We start from the raw sequence: 18,970 nt of genomic DNA, 5'->3' as shown, positions 1-18,970 counted from the left end.
CTGCGGATTCCGTTGTGGCACAAGCCCTTTCGGATGTCCGAAAGGGCTTGTGCCGAGGCTTGTCAAGGGGTGGCCGTGGCCGAAACCGGACCTCCCGCGATCCGGCGAACCGCCGGGCCCGGTCAGGCGAGGGAGAGGGCGATGCCGTCCAGGATGTCGTGCTCGCTGATCACCAGCTCGGTCGGGCCGCCGCGGGCCGCGAGCTGCTCGGCGAGGGTCTGGACCACCACCGCGCCGCCGCCGATGACGTCGACGCGGCCCGGGTGGATCACCGGGTTCGCGGCGCGGGTGGCGTGGTCGGCGTGCAGCAGCTCCGACGCGAGCCGGTCGATGTCCGCCGGGCCCAGCTTGGACAGGTGGACGCGCTCGCTGTCGTACTCCGGCAGCCCCAGCGCGATCGCCGACAGCGTCGTCACCGTGCCGGCGACACCCACCCACGTGCGAGCGCGCGCGACGTCGACGACGTCGAACGCCTCGGTCAGGACCTTGCCGGCGAGGTCACGGGCGGCGGCGATCTCCTCGGCGGTCGGCGGGTCGCTCTTCAGCGCGCGCTCGGTGATCCGGACGCAGCCGATGTCGACGGACTTCGCGGCGAGCACCTCGGCCTTCCGGCCGTCCCAGGTGCCGAGGACGAGCTCGGTCGAGCCGCCGCCGACGTCGACCACGACGAACGGGCCGTCGTCCGGGTCCTGCTCCCCGACGGCGCCGGTGAACGACAGCCGCGCCTCTTCGTCGCCGCTGATCACCTCGGCCTCGACGCCGAGGGTCTCGCGGGTCATGCGGAAGAAGTCGTCGCGGTTCTTCGCGTCGCGCGTGGCGGAGGTGGCGACCATGCGCACCTTCTCGGCGCCCTTGCGCCGGGCGGCGACGGTGTAGTCGGCGAGTGCGGCCCTCGTCCGCTCCAGCGCTTCGGGAGCGAGCTCGCCGGTGGCGTCGACACCCTGGCCGAGCCGGACGATCCGCATCTCGCGGTGCAGGTCGCGCAGGTCGACCGTGCCGTCGTGGCGCGGCGTCAGCTCGGCGACGAGCAGGCGGATGGAGTTGGTCCCACAGTCGATCGCGGCAACACGAGGCATGCCGATCACCCTAACCCGTAGCTTTCACGTGAAAGCTACGGAGCGGCCGGGGTCACCGCCGTGGTGGTCGTGGTCGTCGTCGTGGCCGTTGAGGTGACCGTCGCCCCGCAGGACGGGGTCGGGGTCGTGCTCGGCGGCGGAGTCGTCGTCTCGCCCGACGGCGGGGTGGTGGTCGGCGCCGGAGTGGTCGTCGTCGAAGTCGCCGTCGTGGTGGTGACCGTGGTCGTCGGCGACGCGCAGGGCGGCTTGGTCTTGGTCGTCGTCGTCGAACCGCCCGGCGTGGTGGACGGCGGCGCGCTCGGCGTCGTCGTCGGAGTCGGGGGCGGCGGGATCGCGGGCGGCGCCGGGGCCAGCGCCGCGTTCGGCGCGCCGACCGGGACGGTGCTGTCCGGCACCTGCATGATCCCGTTGCGGTAGGCCTCCGCCCACAGGATCACCGTGTTCACGTACGTGTCGGAGTTGTTGTAGCGGTAGATCGCGCCGCGCAGCTGGTCCGGGTTCGCGAGGTCGAAGCCGCCGGAACAGAGGTAGCGGCCGGTGGCCAGCGCCGCGTCGAAGATGTTGTTGGGGTCGGACTTGCCGTCGCCGTTGCCGTCGGAGGCGTAGCCCTTCCACGTCGCCGGGATGAACTGCGTCGGGCCGACCGCGCGGTCCCACACCGGGTCCGTGTCGAGCAGGCCCTGGTCGGTGTCCGGGATCGCGGCGAAGCCGCCCTGGCCGTTGAGCTCCGGGCCGAGGATCGGCTCGCGGGTGGTGCCCGCCGCGTCGACGTAACCGCCGCGCGCGTGATTGGACTCGATGCGGCCGATGCTGGCGATCAGGGCCCAGTCGATGTGGCAGGCGGGCTGCTCGCGGCCGAGGACGTCGGCGGCGTTCTTGTACGCGGCGAGCGCGGTGGCCGGGATGCCGAGGGGGCCGTCCGGGAGTTCGTACGCGGGGAGCGGCAGCGGGCTGGGCGCGCCGGGGAGGGTGCCGTCGACGGCGATCTGCTGGAGGGCGGCGTTGCCGGGGTCGTACCCCTGGCCGAGCGCGGCGTCGCGGGTGTGGTCACCGCTCCCGCCGAGCCAGCCGAGGGTGCCACCGCCGGCGACCAGCGCGGGGACCACGGCGAGGATGCCGGTGATCAGCGGGTACGCGGTGCGGTGGCGGATCCCGAATCTTCGGGTGTAGCTCCCGACTGCGTCAGGCAGTCGCCGCACACGCATAACTCGAAGCCCTCCTGGCGGATCGGTCACACCCTCGGGTGACAGCCTGCCGTACCCGGGGCGCGGTTTCACCCCTTCGGGAGTCGGGATCTTCCCGGACCGGGGTTTTCGCTCACCCAGACCAGTTATCTGTTTACCGCCCGCGAGCGTTACTCGGCACAGTCTCCCGAGGGCCACCCGTTCGCCTTAAGGAGCTCAAGAGTCTCGTCACCAAACGGATTCACGCCCGGACCGACCGCGAGGGAGTGGGCGACGTGCACGTGCAGGCACTTGACGCGCCCGGGCATGCCCCCGGCGGTGACCTGGTGCCCGAGCGGCTCGATCGCGTCCCGCTCGGCGAGGTAGGTCTCGTGCGTGCGCTGGTACTGCGCGGCGAGCTCGGGATCGGTGGTGAGCCGCTCGGTCATCTCCTTCATCAGCCCGGACGCCTCGATCGTGCCGATCATCGAGTTCAGCTTCGGGCAGGTGAGGTAGTAGAGCGTCGGGAACGGCGTGCCGTTCTCCAGCCGCGGGCTGGTCTGCACGACGGAGGGGTGCCCGCTCGGGCACCGCGCGGCGACGGCGCGCAGCGCTCGCGGCGGCCGTCCGAGCTGCTCCGCGATGGTCTCGCGGTCGGCGTCGGTGACGGGCTCGAAGGCGTGCTGCTGCGTGCTGTTCACGCGGTCCAGGTTAGTGCGTGGCCCGGAGCACTCAGCCGCCGGAGACCTGGTTCCAGAGGTTCTCGTACCAGGAGCCGTTGGCCACCTGCTGCTGTCCCTGCTGCGGCGCCGCGTCCGGGGCCTTGTCCTCGGGCAGCTGGACGATGTACGGCGTCTCACCCGGCTTGACGTACCGAAGCCGCCGCCGGGCCTCGGCCTCGATCTGCGCGGGGTCGCTCAGCTCCGCCTTGCGGCCCTGGAGCTGAGCGACCTGCTGCTGCAGCTGTGCCTGCTGCGCCTGCTGTTCGCGGACCTCGGTCCGCTGGGAGAGGTACGTGCGCAGGGGCACGGCGATGGTGAACGCCAGCGCGCACACCACGATCGCCACCACCGCCGCGCGGCGGGTGGTGGACATGCCGAGCACCTTCGCCGCACCCGACGCGCGCTTCGCCGCCAGGCCCCGGCGCAGCCGGGCCCGGGTCGTCTCCGAGTCGGCGGTGCGGCGCCGGGCGGCCGCCGTGCCGTCCGCGGGCCGCGGCGGCCGGGAGCCCTGGTTTCCCGCGCGCGCCGCTTCGGGACGGCGGGCCCGCGTGGACCCACCGGCCCGCGAAGCCCCGCCGCCACCACGGCGGTTGCGCGTTGTCCTCCCCCGGTCCGCCATCGGCGATCAGGCCTCGGCGCTGAACCGCGGGAAGGCCAGCTCGCCGGCGTACCGGGCCGCGTCACCGAGGGTCTCCTCGATGCGCAGCAGCTGGTTGTACTTGGCGATCCGCTCGCCGCGGGCCGGCGCGCCGGTCTTGATCTGGCCGACGCCGGTGGCGACCGCCAGGTCCGCGATGAACGTGTCCTCGGTCTCGCCGGAGCGGTGGCTCATCATCGACTTGTAGCCGAACGACGTCGCGAGCGAGATCGCGTCGAGCGTCTCGGACAGGGTGCCGATCTGGTTGACCTTCACCAGCAGCGCGTTGGCGGCGCGGCGGGTGATGCCCTCCTCGAGGCGGTCCGGGTTGGTGACGAACAGGTCGTCGCCGACGATCTGGACCTTGTCGCCGACCTCGGCGGTCATCGTGACCCAGCCGTCCCAGTCGTCCTCGCTCAGCGGGTCCTCGATGGACACGAGCGGGTAGTTCGCCAGCAGCTCGCCGTAGTACGCGGACATCTGCTCGGCACTCTTCTTGCTGCCTTCGAAGGTGTACGCGCCGTCGGCGAAGAACTCCGTCGCGGCGACGTCGAGCGCGAGCGCGACGTCACGGCCCGGGGCGTACCCGGCCTTCTCGATGGCCTGGACGATCAGGTCGAGCGCCTCGCGGTTGTTGCCGAGGTTCGGCGCGAAGCCGCCTTCGTCGCCCAGACCGGTCGAAAGGCCGCGGCCCTTCAGCACCGACTTCAGCGAGTGGTAGACCTCGGTGCCCCAGCGCAGGGCCTCGCGGAAGGTCTCGGCGCCGATCGGCGCGATCATGAACTCCTGGACGTCGACGTTGCTGTCCGCGTGCGAACCGCCGTTGAGGATGTTCAGCATCGGGACCGGCAGCACGTGCGCGTTCGGCCCGCCCAGGTAGCGGAAGAGCTCCAGCTCGGCCGACTCGGCGGCGGCCTTCGCGACGGCCAGCGAGACGCCGAGGATGGCGTTCGCGCCGAGGCGGGACTTCGCCGGCGTGCCGTCGAGGTCGACCAGCTTCTGGTCGACGATCCGCTGGTCGACGGCTTCGATGCCGACCATCTCGGGGCCGATCTCGTCGAGCACCGCGGCGACCGCGCGCTCGACGCCCTTGCCGTTGTAGCGGCCGGTGTCGCCGTCGCGGAGTTCGACCGCCTCGTGTTCGCCGGTGGACGCGCCCGACGGGACGGCGGCCCGCGCCAGGGTGCCGTCGTCGAGAGCCACCTCCACCTCGACGGTCGGGTTGCCACGCGAGTCCAGAATCTCGCGCGCGCCTACCTGCTCGATGAGAGCCACGCCATGCTCCTCGGTGCGTCGTGCCTGCGGTGACGCGCCCAGCCTAGCCGTCGCCGCAGTTCACCCGTTGGAGGCACGGCCGGTCACTCACCCATCGGTGCGGATCGCCTGCCAGCCGGGCGGCAGCTCGACGGTCTCGGACGTCTGCTGCCAGAACGTCCAGCTGTTGCCGCCGAGGTCGGCGACGGTGAAGACGCGCGCGCCGTAGGGCTGGTCCTGCGGCGGCTCGAGCTCGGCCTCCTCGCCGAGCGCGGCGGCGATCCGCTCGTAGTCGGCGTCGACGTCGTCGACGTAGAGGATGTTGAGCTGGCCGACCGGGCCCTCGACGCCCTTGGCCTGCCAGTAGTCCGGCCCGACGCCCGCGATCTGGATCCGCGCGTCGCCCGCGCGCAGCGTCGCCTGGAAGACCTCGCCCGCCGCGTCGCAGAACCGGACGTCTTCGGTGAACCCGAAGACCCTGGTCAGCCAGGCGAGCGCCGCCGTGGCGTCGGCGTAGTAGAGGTAGGGCGCCAGGCCCCGGTACCCGCTGCTCATGGCGAGACAGTCCACCACGTCCCGATCGGCGGCGTGTGCCAGCCCCTCCTCAGGGGTAATGTCGGGGTGACCATGACGGACGCCGCAGCTGCTTCGCAGCCTCCCGAAGAGTCGCGGTTCCATGCCTTCCGCCAGGCGGAGGATCTGGTCGGCCGCCGTCGGCCGCTCGACGCACTGAAGGTGCTCCAGCCCCTCCTGGAGTCCGAGACGGACAAACCGTCGGTCCACCTCCTGGCCGGGCGCGCGTACTTCCACTCCGCGCAGCTGCGGCGGGCCGAGCAGGCGCTGACCCGGGTGGTCGAGCTGGACCCGACGGACCACTACGCCCGGTTCATCCTCGGCCGCACCCTGCAGCGGCTCGGCCGGTTCGTCGAGGCGCTGGCCCAGATGCGGATGGCGTCGGCGATGAACCCGGTGCCGGAGTACCTCGAGGCGATCAGCGAGGTCAAGGCGCGCATCGCGCTGCGCGAGTCCTGACGGCGCCCGGCCAGGGCCGAACGGCCCGGGCGAGATCAGACTTTCGGCCGACCTTGCCGGGCCCCTCGGCCGATCCGCAGCACCCCCTTCGCGGGCGAAGCTGGTTCCAGACCGAAACAGGGAGGAACCGAAATGTCGATCTTCGCCACGCTGGGCGCCTACGCCGGGTTGCTGCTGCTCGTCCTGATGGCCGTGACGCCGTTCTTCGCCGACCGGGAGAGCTGACTCAGGGCGCGACGCTCGCCTCCGCGTAGGCGTCCGCCGCGCTGAAGACGTCCTGGCCGTACGGCACGCCCTGGTTGTAGAACAGGATCGAGCGCCACCAGCCGGCCGGGGTGCCGAGGTCGTCGCTGCCCGAACAGAGGTAGCGCGCCGCCGTGAAGGCCGCGTCGTCGATGTTCTGGGGGTCGGGCGTGCCGCCGTCGCCGTTGGCGCGCTCCTGGTACTTCTTCCACGTCGAGGGCAGGAACTGCAGCGGCCCGATCGCGTGGTCCCACGACTTGTCGCCGTCGAGCTTGCCGCCGTCGCTGTCGTGCACCGCCGGGACGCCGGGTGAGCCGTCCAGCGGCGGGCCGACGACCGGTTTCACGAGCCGGCCGTCCGGACGGATGGCCGAAAGGTCGAACTCCCCGCGCCCGGTCTCGACCCGGCCGATCCCCGCGAGCGTCGCCCACGAGAGGTGGCACGTCGGTTTCTGCCGCTGCATCCACATTTCCGCCCGGCCGTACGCGGCGAGCACGCGCCCCGGGACGTGCGTCTTGTCCGCGACGCGGGCCGCCCACGCGTCCAGCTCGGCCTGGTCGGACACGGCCGGCCGGTCGACCGGCGCGGCGAGCCCGGCCCGCGGCGACTCGGCGCCCGGCTGCGGGCGCTGCTCCGGGATGGCGAGCGCGGGCTGCGCGGGCGGTGGCTCGGCCGGCGCGTCCGGGTTCCGGACACCGATGGTGACCACGAGGACCACACCGGTGAGCACCAGCCCCAGCGCGAGGGCCACCCGGCCGAGATAGCGCCGCGGCGGGCCGCCCGGGGGCGAGTGCGGAGGCGTGACGGTCGGCTGAGCGGTATCGGCCACCCGAACAGGTTACGGAGCCACTCAAGAGGGACACTCGGCTGCCTGAACAGGCAAGCGGAGGGTAAAAACAGGTCGGCTGCCTGCGAAGTCACAAATTTTGTTATCGAGTCGACGCGCAGCGCCCTGACCTGCGGTTACCCTAACCTAACTTCGTTCCGCCGTCCCTTTTGTCGGGTTCTGGCGCGCGACGACGCGTTCCCTCGCTGGACTTACAGGTGAGCCTTACCTAAAAACTTCACGGGCCCACGAAAAACCTGGAGGCGGGAACGTGTTGTTTTCGAGTGCGCTGATCGGGCTGCGCGAAGGCCTGGAGGCCGCGCTGGTCGTCAGCATCCTCGTCGCGTTCCTCGTGAAGACCGACCGCCGGCACGCGCTGCGCTGGGTGTGGCCGGGCGTCGGCGCCGCGGTGCTGCTCTCGGTCGCCGTCGGCGCGGTCCTCACCTACACGACCGCCCAGCTGTCGTTCGAACACCAGGAGCTGCTCGGCGGGAGCCTGTCGATCGTCGCGGTCGTGTTCGTGACGGCGATGATCTTCTGGATGCGCAAGGCGTCGAAGAGCATCGCCGCCGAGCTGCGCGGGAAGATGGACGACGCGCTCGACGTCGGCCCGATGGCCGTGCTGCTGCTGTCGTTCCTCGCAGTCGGGCGTGAGGGCCTCGAAACCGCGGTGTTCTTCTACTCCGCCGTCCAGACCGCACAGTCGGACACGGTGCAGCCGCTGATCGGCTTCGCCATCGGCATCCTCGCCGCGGTGGTGCTGGCCTGGCTGCTCTACAAGGGCGCCGTCCGGTTCAACCTGGGCAAGTTCTTCACGATCACCGGCGTGCTCCTCGTGTTCGTCGCCGCGGGCGTGCTCGGTTACGGCCTGCACGACCTCCAGGAAGCCGCCTTCCTGCCCGGCATCAACACCCTCGCCTTCGACGCTTCGGACGCGTTGCCCGAGACGTCCTGGTACGGCGCCCTGCTCAAGGGCATCTTCAACTACTCGCAGCAGACGACCGTGCTGCAGGCCATCGCGTGGGTCGCCTACGTCGTCATCGTGCTGCCCCTTTTCCTCAAGCCCAGCAAGAAGACCGCGCCGGCGCCCGCCGCCGCGGCCGCCTCGAAGGAGTGACCGTGCGCAAGTCCCCCAGAACCCCGCTGGCCGTGCTGGCCGGCGCCGCCGCCCTGGTGACGCTGGCCGCGTGCGACAGCTCGGGCGGCGGCACCGAGAACGCCGCCGCCGGCGGCCCGATCAAGGTCGAGGCCTCCGACACGGCGTGCACCGTCTCGGTGAACACGGCGGCCGCGGGCAACGTGACCTTCGAGATCACCAACAAGGGCACCAAGGTCACCGAGTTCTACCTCTACGCCGAGGGCGACCGGATCATGGGCGAGGTCGAGAACATCGCGCCCGGGCTCAACCGGCGCCTGATCGTCGAGGCGTCCGACGCGGGCAAGTACCAGACCGCGTGCAAGCCGGGCATGGCCGGCAACGGCATCCGCGGTGACTTCACGATCACCGGCGGCGCGCCGAAGCAGGCCGACGCCAACGCCCAGAAGGCGAATGCCACCAAGAGCTACGCCGACTACGTCGCGAACAACACCGCCGCGCTGGAGGAGGAGACGGGGAAGTTCGTCGACCTCGTCAAGGGCGGCAAGGTCGACGAGGCGAAGGCCGCGTACGCGCGCACTCGCATCTACTACGAGCGCATCGAGCCGGTCGCCGAGAAGTTCGGCGACCTCGACCCGGCCATCGACGTCCGCGAGGCCGACCTCGAGCCGGGCCAGCAGTTCACCGGCTTCCACCGGCTCGAGAAGGACCTGTTCGTCTCCGGCCTGCAGGCCGACAGCCCGAAGATCGCCGACAAGCTGCTGACCGACGTCAAGGACCTGGTCGCGAAGTCGAAGACGCTCGAGCTGAACGCGCTCGACCTGGCGAACGGCGCGAAGGGCCTGCTCGACGAGGTCGCGACCGGCAAGATCACCGGCGAGGAGGAGACCTTCTCGCACACCGACCTGTGGGACTTCCAGGCCAACGTGGACGGTTCGAAGGGCGCGATCGCCTCGCTGCGGCCGCTGCTGCAGGAGCGGGACGCCGCGCTCGTGTCCACTTTGGACAAGGAGTTCGCGAACGTCCAGGGCCTGCTGGACAAGACGCGCGCCGGGGACGGCTTCAAGCTGTACAACGAGCTGTCGCAGGACCAGATCAAGGAGTTCGCCTCGGCCGTCGACGCGCTGAGCGAGCCGCTGAGCAAGGTCGCGGAGGTTGTGGCCAAATGACCGAAGACGGCACCCGGGTCTCCCGCCGGAAGCTCTTCGGCCTGGCGGGAGCGGGTGTCGCGCTCGCCGGGGCCGGGGCCGCGGCGGGCATCGGGATCGACAAAGCGACCAGCAGCAACGCCGAGGCGTCGGTGAGCACGGTGGACTTCCACGGTGAGCACCAGGCCGGCATCGTGACGCCGACCCAGGCGAACCTGCACTTCGCGGCTTTGGACGTCACGACCAAGGACCGCGAAAAGCTGCGGCAGCTGCTCAAGACGTGGACCGACGCGGCCCGCCGGATGACGGCGGGCCAGGAGGTCGTCGCGAACGGCGCGGTCGGCGGCGGCGAGTTCGCCCCGCCCGGTGACACCGGCGAGGCGCTCGACCTGCCCGCGTCACACTTGACGCTGACCATCGGCTTCGGGCCGTCGCTGTTCGACGGCCGCTTCGGCCTCGCGGGGAAGCGGCCGCCGCAGCTGATCGACCTGCCGCTGTTCCCGAAGGACAAGCTCGACCCGGCCCGCAGCGGCGGCGACCTGTGCATCCAGGCGTGCGCGGACGACCCGCAGGTCGCCGTGCACGCGGTGCGCAACCTGGTGCGGCTCGGCTTCGGCGTCACCGAGGTCCGCTGGTCGCAGCTCGGCTTCGGCCGCAGCTCGTCGACGTCGCGCGCGCAGCAGACACCGCGGAACCTGTTCGGGTTCAAGGACGGCACGAACAACATCAAGTCCGAGGACACCGACTTCCTGCGTGACCAGGTGTGGACCCAGGCCGGCGACGGCCAGGCGTGGATGGCCGGCGGCAGCTACCTGGTCGCGCGCCGGATCCGGATGCACATCGAGACGTGGGACCGCGAGACGCTCGACGGCCAGCAGCAGATCGTCGGCCGCACGAAGGGCACCGGCGCCCCGCTGGGCCAGACCGCGGAGTTCGACGAGCTCGACCTCGACGTCGGCGGCGCGGGCGGCGAGAAGGTGATCGCCGACGACGCGCACGTCCGGCTGGCCTCGCACCAGGCGCTGAACGGCGTCCGGATCCTGCGCCGCGGCTACAACTTCGTCGACGGCTCCGACGGCGTCGGCCACCTCGAGGCGGGGCTGTTCTTCCTGGCGTTCAACCGGGACACCCGCGCGCAGTACGTCCCGATGCAGCAGGCGCTGTCGTCGAAGGACGCGATGATGGAGTACGTGCAGCACACGGGGTCCGCGCACTTCGCGGTCCCGCCGGGTGTCTCGCCGACCGGCTACTGGGGCGACGCGCTGTTTGCCTAAAGACTTTAGGCTGATCTACACTTCCTTTAGCCAAGAAGAGGTGTAGCTATGGTTCGTGCCGGTCTGACCACGGAACGCGTGGTGCGCGCCGGGGCGGAGCTCGCCGACGAGCTGGGCTTCGAGCAGGTGACGCCGTCGGAGCTGGCGCGGCGGTTCGACGTCAAGGTCGCGAGCCTGTATTCGCACGTCAAGAACGCTCACGACCTGCGGACGAAGATCGCGCTGCTCGCACTGGAGGAGCTCGCCGACCGCGCGGCCGCCGCGCTCGCGGGTCGCGCCGGGCGGGACGCGCTCGTCGCCTTCGCCGACGTCTACCGCGACTACGCCCGCGAGCACCCGGGCCGGTACGCCGCCGCGCAGTTCCGGCTCGACCCGGAGGCCGCCGCCGCGAGCGCCGGCGTCCGGCACTCGCAGATGATGCGCGCGATCTTGCGCGGCTACGCCCTGACCGGGCCGGACGAAACGCACGCCGTCCGGCTGCTCGGCAGCTTCTTCCACGGGTTCGTCACCCTCGAAGGGCAGGGCGGCTTCGACCACAGCTCGCCCGCCTCGGCGGAGAGCTGGGCCCGCCTCCTCGACGTCCTCGACTCCCTTCTCCACGATTGGCCTTCGGCATGATCACCACGCCCCTCACCACCGACCTCGTCCGCGGCGCCCTCGAACTGGAGCGCACCGAGCGCGGCCTGACGCCGCACCGGCTGCCCGCCCGAGCCCGCGCGCAGAACACCGACCCGCGCCTGGCCATGGCCGACACGCAGCCGGCCGGCATCCGCCTGCGGTTCCGGACGCGCGCCACGGTCGTCGAGCTCGAGACGCTGGCGACGAAGATCGAGTACCCGGGCGCGCCGCCGCGCCCCGACGGCGTGTACGACCTGCTGGTCGACGGCAAGCTCGCCGCGCAGGCGACCGTGCCCGGCGGCGTGCGGTTCCCCGGCCTGCCCGGACACGACAAGGACGTCGAGATCTGGTTGCCGCACAACGAGATCACGGAGCTGGTCGCGTTGCGGACCGACGCCCCGGTCACGCCCGCGCCGCCGCACGGACGGGTCTGGCTGCACCACGGCAGCTCGATCAGCCAGGGTTCGAACGCCACGAGCCCGTCGGGCACCTGGACCGCGCTGGCCGCGCTCGCGGCCGGCGTCGAGCTGGTCAACCTGGGGTTCAGCGGGAACGCGCTGCTCGACCCGTTCACGGCCCGCGCGCTGCGGGACACGCCGGCCGACCTGGTCAGCGTGAAGCTCGGCATCAACGTCGTCAACGCGGACCTGATGCGTGTGCGCGCGTTCGGCCCGGCGGTGCACGGGTTCCTCGACACGATCCGCGAGGGCCACCCGTCCGCGCCGCTGCTGGTCGTGTCGCCGGTGCTGTGCCCGATCCACGAGCGGACGCCCGGCCCCGGCGACTTCGACCACGAGGCGCTGGCCGCGGGCGAAGTGCGGTTCCGGGCGACCGGCGACCCGGCCGAGGTCGCGGCGGGGAAGCTGACGCTCGAGGTGGTCCGCGACGAGCTGGCGCGCGTCGTCGCGCAGCGGCAGGACCCGGACCTGCACTACCTGGACGGCCGCGTGCTGTACGGCGAGGCCGACTTCGCCGAGTTCCCGCTGCCGGACGAGCTGCACCCGGGCCCGGCGGCCCACCGCCGGATCGCCGACCGCTTCACCGAGCACGCGTTCGGCGGCCCGTTCGCTTGACTTCAAGCTCGCTTGAAGGAGAAAGGTGGGCGCATGTTCACCGAAGCAGAGCTCGCGTACCTCGAAGCCCAGCCGCTGGGCCGGCTGGCGACCCGGCAGCCGAACGGAACCCTGCAGGTCAACCCGGTCGGCTTCCGGTACAACCCGGACGCGAAGGCGATCGACGTCACCGGGCACAACCTGAGCACCAGCAAGAAGTTCCGCAACCTGGCGACCGACGCCCAGGTCGCGTTCGTCGTCGACGACCTGCCCTCGACGAACCCGTGGCGGGTGCGGTGCCTGGAGATCCGCGGCCGCGCCGAGGCGCTGACCGGCGTCAACCTCCCGGACAACCACTTCGACGACGCCGTGATCCGCATCCACCCGGCCCGGATCCTCGCGTTCGGCGTCGAGGACTGGGACCGGGAGCCGCTGGAGCTGGAGACGAACATCCGCGACGTCTGAGGGTGGGGGGCGCCGGACCGGCGCCCCACCACCCGCCGACCGCAGAACCTCGCGTGCTCAACCAGGCATCACACGTGCTTGAGCAGGCATCTCGCGTGATCAGCGGGGCATCACGCGTGATCAGCCGGGCATCACGTCCGATGCCCCTCCAGACACGCGTGATGCCCCGGCAGACACGCGTGATGCCTCTCCAGACACGCGTGATTCCCCTCTGGTCTCGGTCAGCGGCGGCCGCCCCAGGCTGTGTACGTTGCCGTGCCCGTGATTGCCAGGATTGCTGCTGTCCAGGTTGCCGCTGGCGAGTTCGGGGGTTGGAGCATCCAGCCCACGATGTGGCTGGTCACCGAGCCGTCGTCCTGGACGAACGGGGTGATCGACGCCCACAGGAGTGGGAGCGTCCAGCCGAACTGGCCGCCTGCCGCCGTTGCCGCCAGGCCGGCCAGGCCCAGCAGGCCCGCCGCGTCGCGCAGGATGATCGACAAGTCGACAACCAGTGGGCCCAGCTGCTGGACCAGCAGGACCGCGCCGCCGGCCGCGAGGCCGATCAGGACCAGGTGCGCGAACCGGCGGACCGGCCACGGCAGCGCCGCCGTGCGGTCGAGGTCCGGGTCCTGGCCGCTCAGGCCGATCGCCGCCACCGCGATGCCCGCCGTCAGCGTCAGCACGACCGGCACCGGCGACCACGAGCCGCGCGCCAGGAACCACAGGCCCGCCGTCGCCAGGACCAGGGCCGTGAACGCCGCCGGAACCTGGCGCGAGCGCGCGTAGAGCGTCACCCACCTCATCGCGAGGCCCCCGGCACCAGCGCGTCGAGCGGGTCACCCTGGCAGGTCAGGAGCACCTGGCGCAGCGCGACCATCCGGGCGAACCGCACCTCCGGCGGCAACGCCCGGAACGTCGCCCACGCCCGCTCGACAGTGCCGGACTCCTGGAGGATCCAGTGCGCGGCGAACTCCGGCAACGGCTTCAGCTCACCGGTGAAGTACGCCGCCGCGATCATCCGGGCGCCCAGGTCGGCCAGGCTGCCGCCGTACGGGTGGTCGCACGAAGGCAGCCCGGCGCCGGACAGCACCGCGAGCCGCAGGTCGTCCGCGTTCGCCGTGAGCAGGACGTCGTTGAGCTGGAAGTTCAGGTAGACGACCCCGGGATCGCGAGCGGGCGGGTCGTACACGGGTGTCGGCCCGGTCTGCTCCTCGATCCGCGTCGGCGCGCCGGGCAGCTTCGCCAGCATGGCCAGCGCCTCCCGGCCGGGTCCGGCCAGCGCGGCCAGCCTGTCCTCGTGCGCCCGGCTGACGCAGATCGGCCCGTCGCAGACTTTCTGCGCGGCGATGCCATCGGACGCCAGGAGCCCGGCGGCGGACGCCGGAAAGACCGGCAGGGCGATCGCCGCCCCGGCCACCACCGGCAGCAGGCCCAGCAGCCGGGCCCGGACGGAGTTCGCCGCCAGCAGCAGGAATCCCGTCACGGCCAGCCCGACGAACCACGCAGCCTGCCCGAGGTCCGCCGAAACCGACGTTGTCACCAGCGCGCCCCGCGGCTGCCCGAGGGCCGGCGACAACAGCCCGAGCCGGCTGTACGACAACGACAGGCCCGATTCCAGCGACGCCCAGCCCAGCATGGACACCACCAGCGTCACCACGGCCAGCGCGGGCGCGGTCAGCGGGTGCGGCAGCAGCCGCCCGGCCGCCAGGCCGACCCAGCTCCCCGCCACGACGGCGAGCAGGCCGACGAGGACCACCGGCAGGAAGCTCACCGAGACGTAGCCGCCGTGCCCGAGCACCTCCACCACGCCGACGCCGAACACCAGCAGGAGCCCGAGCGCGCTCACCGCCCCCACCGCGCCGGCCAGCCGGATCGCCCGGTGCCAGCCCGGCCGTGACGTCGTGGCCAGCAGCTCGACCATGCCGGAACGGCTGTCGCGCATGCCCTGGATCGCCCCGGCGCCGACGGCGATCGGCCACAGGAACACCAGCAGGAACCGCAGCCACAACGCGGTGGTCGTGGTGTTGGCCGTCCACGGCGCCGGCGTCTTCCACCACGGCCCGGGCAGCAGGAACAGGAAGCCGAGCCCGACGACGAGCAGCGCCAGCCCGGCCCACGGCGCGATGGAGCGCCGCAGTTCGATGCGCAGGATCATCACCAGGCCCCCTTGCCCGGCTCGTGGTTCAGCAGCGCCGAATACCCGCGCTCGATCGGGCTGTCCCCCACGTGCGCCGCCGTGCCCGCTTCGGCCAGCTCGCCCGGTGTCCCCTGGAACACCAGCTTGCCCTCGGCGAACAGGACGACGTCGGAACACGCCGTGCCGACGTCTTCGACCAAGTGGGTCGAGATCAGCACACACGCGTCGCGGCCCAGCTCCTGCACCAGCTCGCGGAACCGCACGCGCTGCGCCGGGTCGAGGCCGGCCGTGGGCTCGTCCAGCAGCAGGATGTCCGGGTCGTTGACGATCGCCTGCGCGATCCCCACCCGCCGGACCATGCCGCCCGAGAGCGTCTTCATCCGGTCGTCCGCGCGGTCGGCGAGCCCGACCCGCTCGATCGCGCGCTGCACCGCCCCGGGAATGTCCTCTTTGGACATCTCCTTCAGCCACGCGACGTACTCGACGAACTCCCGGACGGTGAACCGCTTGTAGAACCCGAAGTTCTGCGGCAGGTAGCCGATCCGCCGGCGCAGACCGCGCTGCCCGGTGTGCCCCCCGGCCGGCGCACCGAGCAGCGACAGCCTGCCTTCCGCCGGCCGCAACACCGTCGCCAGTGCCCGGATCAGCGTCGTCTTGCCCGCGCCGTTGGGTCCGAGCAAGCCGTGCACCCCCTTGCCGAGCGACAGGTCCAGCCCGTCCACGGCCATCTTCTTCCGCCCCACCCGCACCTTCAGCCCCTCGGCCTGGATCTCCCAGGCGTAGGCCGTGGGCGCGACCTCGGCGGCCCCGACTGCACGCATGTTCTTCCTCCCTAGAAACGCGCGCCGAGCCGGGTGAACGCGCCCTTGTGCAGGGCGACGACCACCGTCGTCAACGCGAAGATCCCCGCCCACACCGGCACCGCGCCGGAGCTGAGCGCAAACGTTTGCTCGTGGGCCGCGAGAACCGGCAGCACCAGGCCCGCGACCCACACCGCGACCAGGACGTACGCCGCCCGGGTGATCCCGATCAGCCCGCCCAGCGCGAGCGTCCCCGAGGTGAAGGCCAGGCTCGGCAGCAGCCAGAGCGCGAAGGCCGTGCCGGTCAGCCACCCGGCGACACCGAGCACCGGCAGGACGACGACCAGCACGGCGAGCGTCCGCCGCGCGACCAGGTACAGCCCGGCCCGCGGGGTCGCGACGACGACCTCGTACGCCGGATCCAGCCCCCGCGCCCACGCCGCGGCGACCCCGAGCACCGGCAGCACCGGCGCGAAGAGCTGCACCGCCGTCACGTTCACCACCGACTCCCCGAAGTGGTCGAACACCGCGGCCAGCAACGTGACCAGCGCGATCATCCCCAGCCACGGCAGCATCACCGGCGTGACCCAGGTCGTGAGCCACAGGCCGAAGCGGCGGCGCACCGGCCGCACGCGCCGCCGCGGCGGCGCGTGCGCGGCGACGCTCGGCAGCTCGACCTCGACCTGCAGCCGCGACCAGACGAGGTCCACCACCGGCTGGACCGGCGCCACCTCGGCCAGCCGCCCCCGGCACACCCGGCACGTCTCGAGGTGGGACTCGAGCCCCCACAGCTGGTCGCCAGGAAGCTCGTCGCCCGCGGCGTACCCGGCGATGAGCTGGTCCGACGCATGGGTCATGACAGTGCCTCCCGCATCGCGATCCGCGCCCGCCGGGCGCGGGTCTTGACGGTTCCTTCCGGCAGCCCGAGCAGCATGGCTGTCTCGCGGACGGTCAGCCCGTCGAGCACCATCGCCTGCAGGACCGCCCGCAGTTCGGGCGCGAGCTCACGCAGCGCGTCCCCCACCTCATCGCCCACCGCCGCCGCCAGCGCGATGTCTTCCGCCGCCAGCGCCGGCACGGGCGTCACTTCGAACACGACCTCCGGCGGCGGCTGCGCGTGGTGCGCCCGCCGGCGGAACGCGTCGACCAGCCGCCGGGCCGCGATCGTCCACACCCAGCCGACCGCCGTGCCGCCGGTCGAGGCCCCCGCGAACGAGCCCGCCGCGCGCCAGACGGCCAGGTACGTCTCCTGCATCACCTCGGCGACGACCTGCTCGTCCGCGCACCGGCGGCGCAGGCGCACGGCGAGCCAGGGCGACGTGCGGCGGTAGAGCTCCTCGAACGCCGCGCGGTCACCCCTGGCCGTGCGCCGGACGAGGTGCTCCTCGTCGGCGTCTTCCAGTGGCTGCTTCCTCACACCAGGCAAGACGCCGGGTGATCGGATTCGGTTCTCACACGATTGTGTGCTGCGTCACACTGGACGGGAGGGCCAGAACTTCCGCCAGCCGTCGGCCTCGAGGGTCGTCGGCTCCAGCCCGGCGTCCCGCGCGGCCTGCTCGGCGGCCTGGACGTCCTTCGCGAACTGCTTGGCCAGCGCCCGCAGCTCCCCTTCGGGGTCGACACCCGCGCGACGCGCCGTCGCCGCGATGCGGAACAGCTGCTGCGCCGTGCCGGACCCGGCCGGGAAGAGGTCGAGCGGGATGCCCGCGCGCCCGGACCGCTGGCCGAGCTTGCCGGCCAGCGCCACCGCGGGCTGGCCGAGCGCGACGCCGTCCACAATGGACTTGCGCTGCTTCTCCCGCTGCTTCAGCTCTTCCCACTTGAGGTTCTGGTGCTCGACCGTGTGCACCTGGTCGGCGTCGGCGAAGACGTGCGGGTGCCGGCCGACCAGCTTCGCGACGAGCGCGCCCGCGACGTCGTCGATGCTGAAGGGATCTTCGGGGTCTTCGGCCGCGACGCGGGCGTGGAAGAGCACCTGCAGCAGAACGTCGCCGAGCTCTTCGCGCAGCGCCTCGCGGTCGCCCTCCTCGATGGCGTCGAGCAGCTCGTAGGTCTCCTCGACCAGGTACTGCCGCAGCGAGTCGTGCGTCTGGACCGCGTCCCAGGGGCAGCCGCCGGGCGAGCGCAGCCGGTCCATCACGTCGGCGGCCTCGACCAGCGGCGGCACCGGCGTCTCGATGACCCTCGCGCCGGTGGCGATGAGCAGCGACGCCGCGGGCTCCTCCCGCGAGCCGGCCAGCAGCACGACGTCCACCAGCGAAGGCGCCTCGGTGACGGCCGGGACGCCGAACACGGCCGGGTCGACGTCCGTGGCCGCGTAGACCGCGGTGGACTCACGCAGGATCTTCAGCGCCGCGCCGGGCAAGGTCGCCCCGCGGACGACAACGACGACGCCCGCGCTCACCGCTGGGCGGGTGCGCCACCACGCAGGGGCAGCACGGTGCCCTTGGTGGCGTCCTGGTTCGGCGCGAGGTTCATGCTCACAACATCCCACACGCCGTACCGGGGGTTGACGCGCAGCCCGCCTTCGCCGAGGTAGGGCTGCAGCAGCCGGGTGCCGATCTTGGTCAGCTGGTCGTCCGTCGGCTTCTGCGCCTCCTGGTCCGCCGGCAGCGCCTGGGTGGTGCCGCGGGTGTGGAGGACGAAGACGTACCAGTCCGGCTTGGCCGGCATCCGCGCCTGGAACGCGACGACGCTGTTCGCGGCCGAGCCGAACAGCGCGGTCTCCGCGAGCGAGAGGTACTGCGAAGCGCCGAAGAGCTCGGTGAGGCCGGCGTCGGAGTAACCGCCAGGGCCGGGCGCACCCGTCTGCTGGGCCTGTTGCGCCTCCTGGCTCGCCTGCTGGATGGTGCCCTGGATCTTGCCCGGGTCGTCCGCGAACTGCTTCGCGAGGTCGAAGGCGCGGGTGCGGGCCTCGGGGTCGTTCTCACTGGTGGCGCTGACGCCGACGTAGTCCGCCCCGACGGACAGCTTCGGCAGGTACTTGGCCGCCAGCTGCTGCTCGAGGTAGGTGTCGGTGGCGCGCTCGGTGCGGTCACGCAGGTTCGCGACGATCTGCGGCACGGCGACCGCGTCACCCTGGCCGGTGTCCTTGACCGGGGTGCTCGTCTGCGTCGCGGCCTGCTGCGCGATCTTCCCCTGGTCCGCGACGAGGTTCTCCTGCTTCGCGGCCCGCAGGACGAGCTCGTGGAGCACCGTCTGCTTGACGATCTCGCGGCCCAGCAGGTCGAGCTTGTGCTCACCGGCGAGCTTCTGCGCGTACGGCTGTTCGCGGACGGCCTGGTCGATCATCGACTGGACCTGGTCGAGGGAGACCGAGCGGTCGCCGACGATGACGGCGCTGCCGACCTGGCTCGGACCCGACCCGCACCCGGCGAGCAGAAGAGCACCGGCAACAACCGCGACCAGCGCGCGAGGGCGCCCCATGATCCGCATCACAGCGCAT

21 protein-coding genes are annotated in these 18,970 nt (G+C 71.9%); 7 read left to right on the top strand and 14 right to left on the bottom strand.

Features of this window, described 5'->3' with window-relative positions; translation table 11 throughout:
• Positions 1–122: 122 nt before the first annotated feature.
• The 6 genes from ACZ63E_RS39865 to ACZ63E_RS39840 form a co-directional block, all read right to left on the bottom strand.
• Positions 123–1,076 carry a Ppx/GppA phosphatase family protein gene (locus tag ACZ63E_RS39865; protein ID WP_465302481.1) on the bottom strand — a complete coding sequence of 318 codons (954 nt, stop codon included), beginning with the start codon at positions 1,074–1,076 and terminating at the stop codon, positions 123–125.
• A 35-nt stretch (positions 1,077–1,111) separates the two neighbouring features.
• On the bottom strand, positions 1,112–2,281 hold the full coding sequence (locus ACZ63E_RS39860; protein ID WP_465341495.1) for a lytic transglycosylase domain-containing protein: 1,170 nt from the start codon (positions 2,279–2,281) through the stop codon (positions 1,112–1,114).
• Positions 2,282–2,430: 149 nt separating this feature from the next.
• Positions 2,431–2,940, bottom strand: coding sequence for a DUF501 domain-containing protein (locus ACZ63E_RS39855; RefSeq protein WP_465302477.1), 510 nt, complete (start codon positions 2,938–2,940; stop codon positions 2,431–2,433).
• A 31-nt stretch (positions 2,941–2,971) separates the two neighbouring features.
• Entirely contained in the window at positions 2,972–3,334 is a 363-nt protein-coding gene (locus tag ACZ63E_RS39850) for an FtsB family cell division protein (protein ID WP_465302475.1), read from the bottom strand.
• 252 nt (positions 3,335–3,586) lie between these two features.
• Positions 3,587–4,873 (bottom strand): phosphopyruvate hydratase, encoded by a 1,287-nt coding sequence (gene eno, locus ACZ63E_RS39845; protein ID WP_465341494.1) that lies wholly within the window; start codon positions 4,871–4,873, stop codon positions 3,587–3,589.
• 87 nt (positions 4,874–4,960) lie between these two features.
• Positions 4,961–5,407: a VOC family protein gene (locus ACZ63E_RS39840; protein ID WP_465341493.1), complete on the bottom strand. Its 447-nt coding sequence runs from the start codon at positions 5,405–5,407 to the stop codon at positions 4,961–4,963.
• Between the two features lie 72 nt (positions 5,408–5,479).
• Between ACZ63E_RS39840 and ACZ63E_RS39835 the strand changes: the two genes are divergently transcribed.
• Positions 5,480–5,884, top strand: a complete 405-nt coding sequence (locus tag ACZ63E_RS39835) for a tetratricopeptide repeat protein (protein WP_465341492.1) — start codon at positions 5,480–5,482, stop codon at positions 5,882–5,884.
• Between the two features lie 226 nt (positions 5,885–6,110).
• Here ACZ63E_RS39835 and ACZ63E_RS39830 read toward each other — a convergent pair whose 3' ends face one another.
• Complete coding sequence (locus ACZ63E_RS39830) at positions 6,111–6,857, bottom strand: lysozyme family protein (protein ID WP_465341562.1); 747 nt, start codon at positions 6,855–6,857, stop codon at positions 6,111–6,113.
• A 367-nt stretch (positions 6,858–7,224) separates the two neighbouring features.
• On the opposite strand from ACZ63E_RS39830, the gene efeU reads away from it, so the two are divergent.
• Genes efeU through ACZ63E_RS39800 form a run of 6 tightly spaced genes read left to right on the top strand, consistent with a single transcriptional unit; the run spans position 7,225 to position 12,606 of the window.
• Positions 7,225–8,070: an iron uptake transporter permease EfeU gene (efeU, locus tag ACZ63E_RS39825; protein ID WP_465341491.1), complete on the top strand. Its 846-nt coding sequence runs from the start codon at positions 7,225–7,227 to the stop codon at positions 8,068–8,070.
• Positions 8,067–9,218 carry an iron uptake system protein EfeO gene (efeO, locus tag ACZ63E_RS39820; protein ID WP_465341490.1) on the top strand — a complete coding sequence of 384 codons (1,152 nt, stop codon included), beginning with the start codon at positions 8,067–8,069 and terminating at the stop codon, positions 9,216–9,218. The genes efeU and efeO overlap by 4 nt, the downstream gene beginning before the upstream one ends.
• On the top strand, positions 9,215–10,471 hold the full coding sequence (efeB, locus tag ACZ63E_RS39815) for an iron uptake transporter deferrochelatase/peroxidase subunit (RefSeq protein ID WP_465341489.1): 1,257 nt from the start codon (positions 9,215–9,217) through the stop codon (positions 10,469–10,471). Before efeO ends, efeB begins: the two co-directional genes overlap by 4 nt.
• Before the next feature lie 48 nt (positions 10,472–10,519).
• On the top strand, positions 10,520–11,089 hold the full coding sequence (locus ACZ63E_RS39810) for a TetR/AcrR family transcriptional regulator (protein ID WP_465341488.1): 570 nt from the start codon (positions 10,520–10,522) through the stop codon (positions 11,087–11,089).
• A complete protein-coding gene (locus tag ACZ63E_RS39805; RefSeq protein ID WP_465341487.1) occupies positions 11,086–12,162 on the top strand; it encodes a GDSL-type esterase/lipase family protein in 1,077 nt (358 codons plus the stop codon). The genes ACZ63E_RS39810 and ACZ63E_RS39805 overlap by 4 nt, the downstream gene beginning before the upstream one ends.
• 33 nt (positions 12,163–12,195) lie before the next feature.
• Positions 12,196–12,606, top strand: a complete 411-nt coding sequence (locus ACZ63E_RS39800) for a PPOX class F420-dependent oxidoreductase (RefSeq protein ID WP_465341486.1) — start codon at positions 12,196–12,198, stop codon at positions 12,604–12,606.
• Positions 12,607–12,827: 221 nt separating this feature from the next.
• On the opposite strand, the gene ACZ63E_RS39795 is transcribed toward ACZ63E_RS39800, so the two are convergent.
• From ACZ63E_RS39795 to ACZ63E_RS39765, 7 genes are read right to left on the bottom strand one after another with little or no spacing between them, the layout of a single operon-like run.
• A complete protein-coding gene (locus tag ACZ63E_RS39795) occupies positions 12,828–13,391 on the bottom strand; it encodes a hypothetical protein (RefSeq protein ID WP_465341485.1) in 564 nt (187 codons plus the stop codon).
• On the bottom strand, positions 13,388–14,743 hold the full coding sequence (locus ACZ63E_RS39790) for a hypothetical protein (protein WP_465341483.1): 1,356 nt from the start codon (positions 14,741–14,743) through the stop codon (positions 13,388–13,390). The genes ACZ63E_RS39795 and ACZ63E_RS39790 overlap by 4 nt, the downstream gene beginning before the upstream one ends.
• Positions 14,743–15,546 carry an ABC transporter ATP-binding protein gene (locus ACZ63E_RS39785; RefSeq protein ID WP_465302451.1) on the bottom strand — a complete coding sequence of 268 codons (804 nt, stop codon included), beginning with the start codon at positions 15,544–15,546 and terminating at the stop codon, positions 14,743–14,745. Before ACZ63E_RS39785 ends, ACZ63E_RS39790 begins: the two co-directional genes overlap by 1 nt.
• Positions 15,547–15,557: 11 nt before the next feature.
• Entirely contained in the window at positions 15,558–16,382 is an 825-nt protein-coding gene (locus tag ACZ63E_RS39780; RefSeq protein ID WP_465341482.1) for a zf-HC2 domain-containing protein, read from the bottom strand.
• Complete coding sequence (locus tag ACZ63E_RS39775; RefSeq protein WP_465341480.1) at positions 16,379–16,942, bottom strand: RNA polymerase sigma factor; 564 nt, start codon at positions 16,940–16,942, stop codon at positions 16,379–16,381. The genes ACZ63E_RS39780 and ACZ63E_RS39775 overlap by 4 nt, the downstream gene beginning before the upstream one ends.
• Positions 16,943–16,996: 54 nt before the next feature.
• Entirely contained in the window at positions 16,997–17,929 is a 933-nt protein-coding gene (locus tag ACZ63E_RS39770; protein WP_465341479.1) for a nucleoside triphosphate pyrophosphohydrolase, read from the bottom strand.
• Entirely contained in the window at positions 17,926–18,951 is a 1,026-nt protein-coding gene (locus ACZ63E_RS39765; RefSeq protein WP_465341478.1) for a hypothetical protein, read from the bottom strand. The genes ACZ63E_RS39770 and ACZ63E_RS39765 overlap by 4 nt, the downstream gene beginning before the upstream one ends.
• Positions 18,952–18,970 lie beyond the last annotated feature (19 nt).

The organism is Amycolatopsis sp. NPDC104819 (assembly GCF_055583145.1).
Note: the sequence above shows the minus strand (reverse complement) of the source record. Positions and strands in the feature narration are given on the sequence as shown.

Bases quoted from the DNA above. Each gene is read 5' to 3' on its own strand.
- ACZ63E_RS39865 (WP_465302481.1), bottom strand. From the start codon at position 1,076: ATGCCTCGTGTTGCCGCGATCGACTGTGGGACCAACTCCATCCGCCTG.
- ACZ63E_RS39860 (WP_465341495.1), bottom strand. From the start codon at position 2,281: ATGCGTGTGCGGCGACTGCCTGACGCAGTCGGGAGCTACACCCGAAGA.
- ACZ63E_RS39850 (WP_465302475.1), bottom strand. From the start codon at position 3,334: ATGTCCACCACCCGCCGCGCGGCGGTGGTGGCGATCGTGGTGTGCGCG.
- ACZ63E_RS39840 (WP_465341493.1), bottom strand. From the start codon at position 5,407: ATGAGCAGCGGGTACCGGGGCCTGGCGCCCTACCTCTACTACGCCGAC.
- ACZ63E_RS39835 (WP_465341492.1), top strand. From the start codon at position 5,480: ATGACGGACGCCGCAGCTGCTTCGCAGCCTCCCGAAGAGTCGCGGTTC.
- efeB (WP_465341489.1), top strand. From the start codon at position 9,215: ATGACCGAAGACGGCACCCGGGTCTCCCGCCGGAAGCTCTTCGGCCTG.
- ACZ63E_RS39810 (WP_465341488.1), top strand. From the start codon at position 10,520: ATGGTTCGTGCCGGTCTGACCACGGAACGCGTGGTGCGCGCCGGGGCG.
- ACZ63E_RS39805 (WP_465341487.1), top strand. From the start codon at position 11,086: ATGATCACCACGCCCCTCACCACCGACCTCGTCCGCGGCGCCCTCGAA.
- ACZ63E_RS39800 (WP_465341486.1), top strand. From the start codon at position 12,196: ATGTTCACCGAAGCAGAGCTCGCGTACCTCGAAGCCCAGCCGCTGGGC.
- ACZ63E_RS39795 (WP_465341485.1), bottom strand. From the start codon at position 13,391: ATGAGGTGGGTGACGCTCTACGCGCGCTCGCGCCAGGTTCCGGCGGCG.
- ACZ63E_RS39790 (WP_465341483.1), bottom strand. From the start codon at position 14,743: ATGATCCTGCGCATCGAACTGCGGCGCTCCATCGCGCCGTGGGCCGGG.
- ACZ63E_RS39785 (WP_465302451.1), bottom strand. From the start codon at position 15,546: ATGCGTGCAGTCGGGGCCGCCGAGGTCGCGCCCACGGCCTACGCCTGG.
- ACZ63E_RS39780 (WP_465341482.1), bottom strand. From the start codon at position 16,382: ATGACCCATGCGTCGGACCAGCTCATCGCCGGGTACGCCGCGGGCGAC.
- ACZ63E_RS39765 (WP_465341478.1), bottom strand. From the start codon at position 18,951: ATGGGGCGCCCTCGCGCGCTGGTCGCGGTTGTTGCCGGTGCTCTTCTG.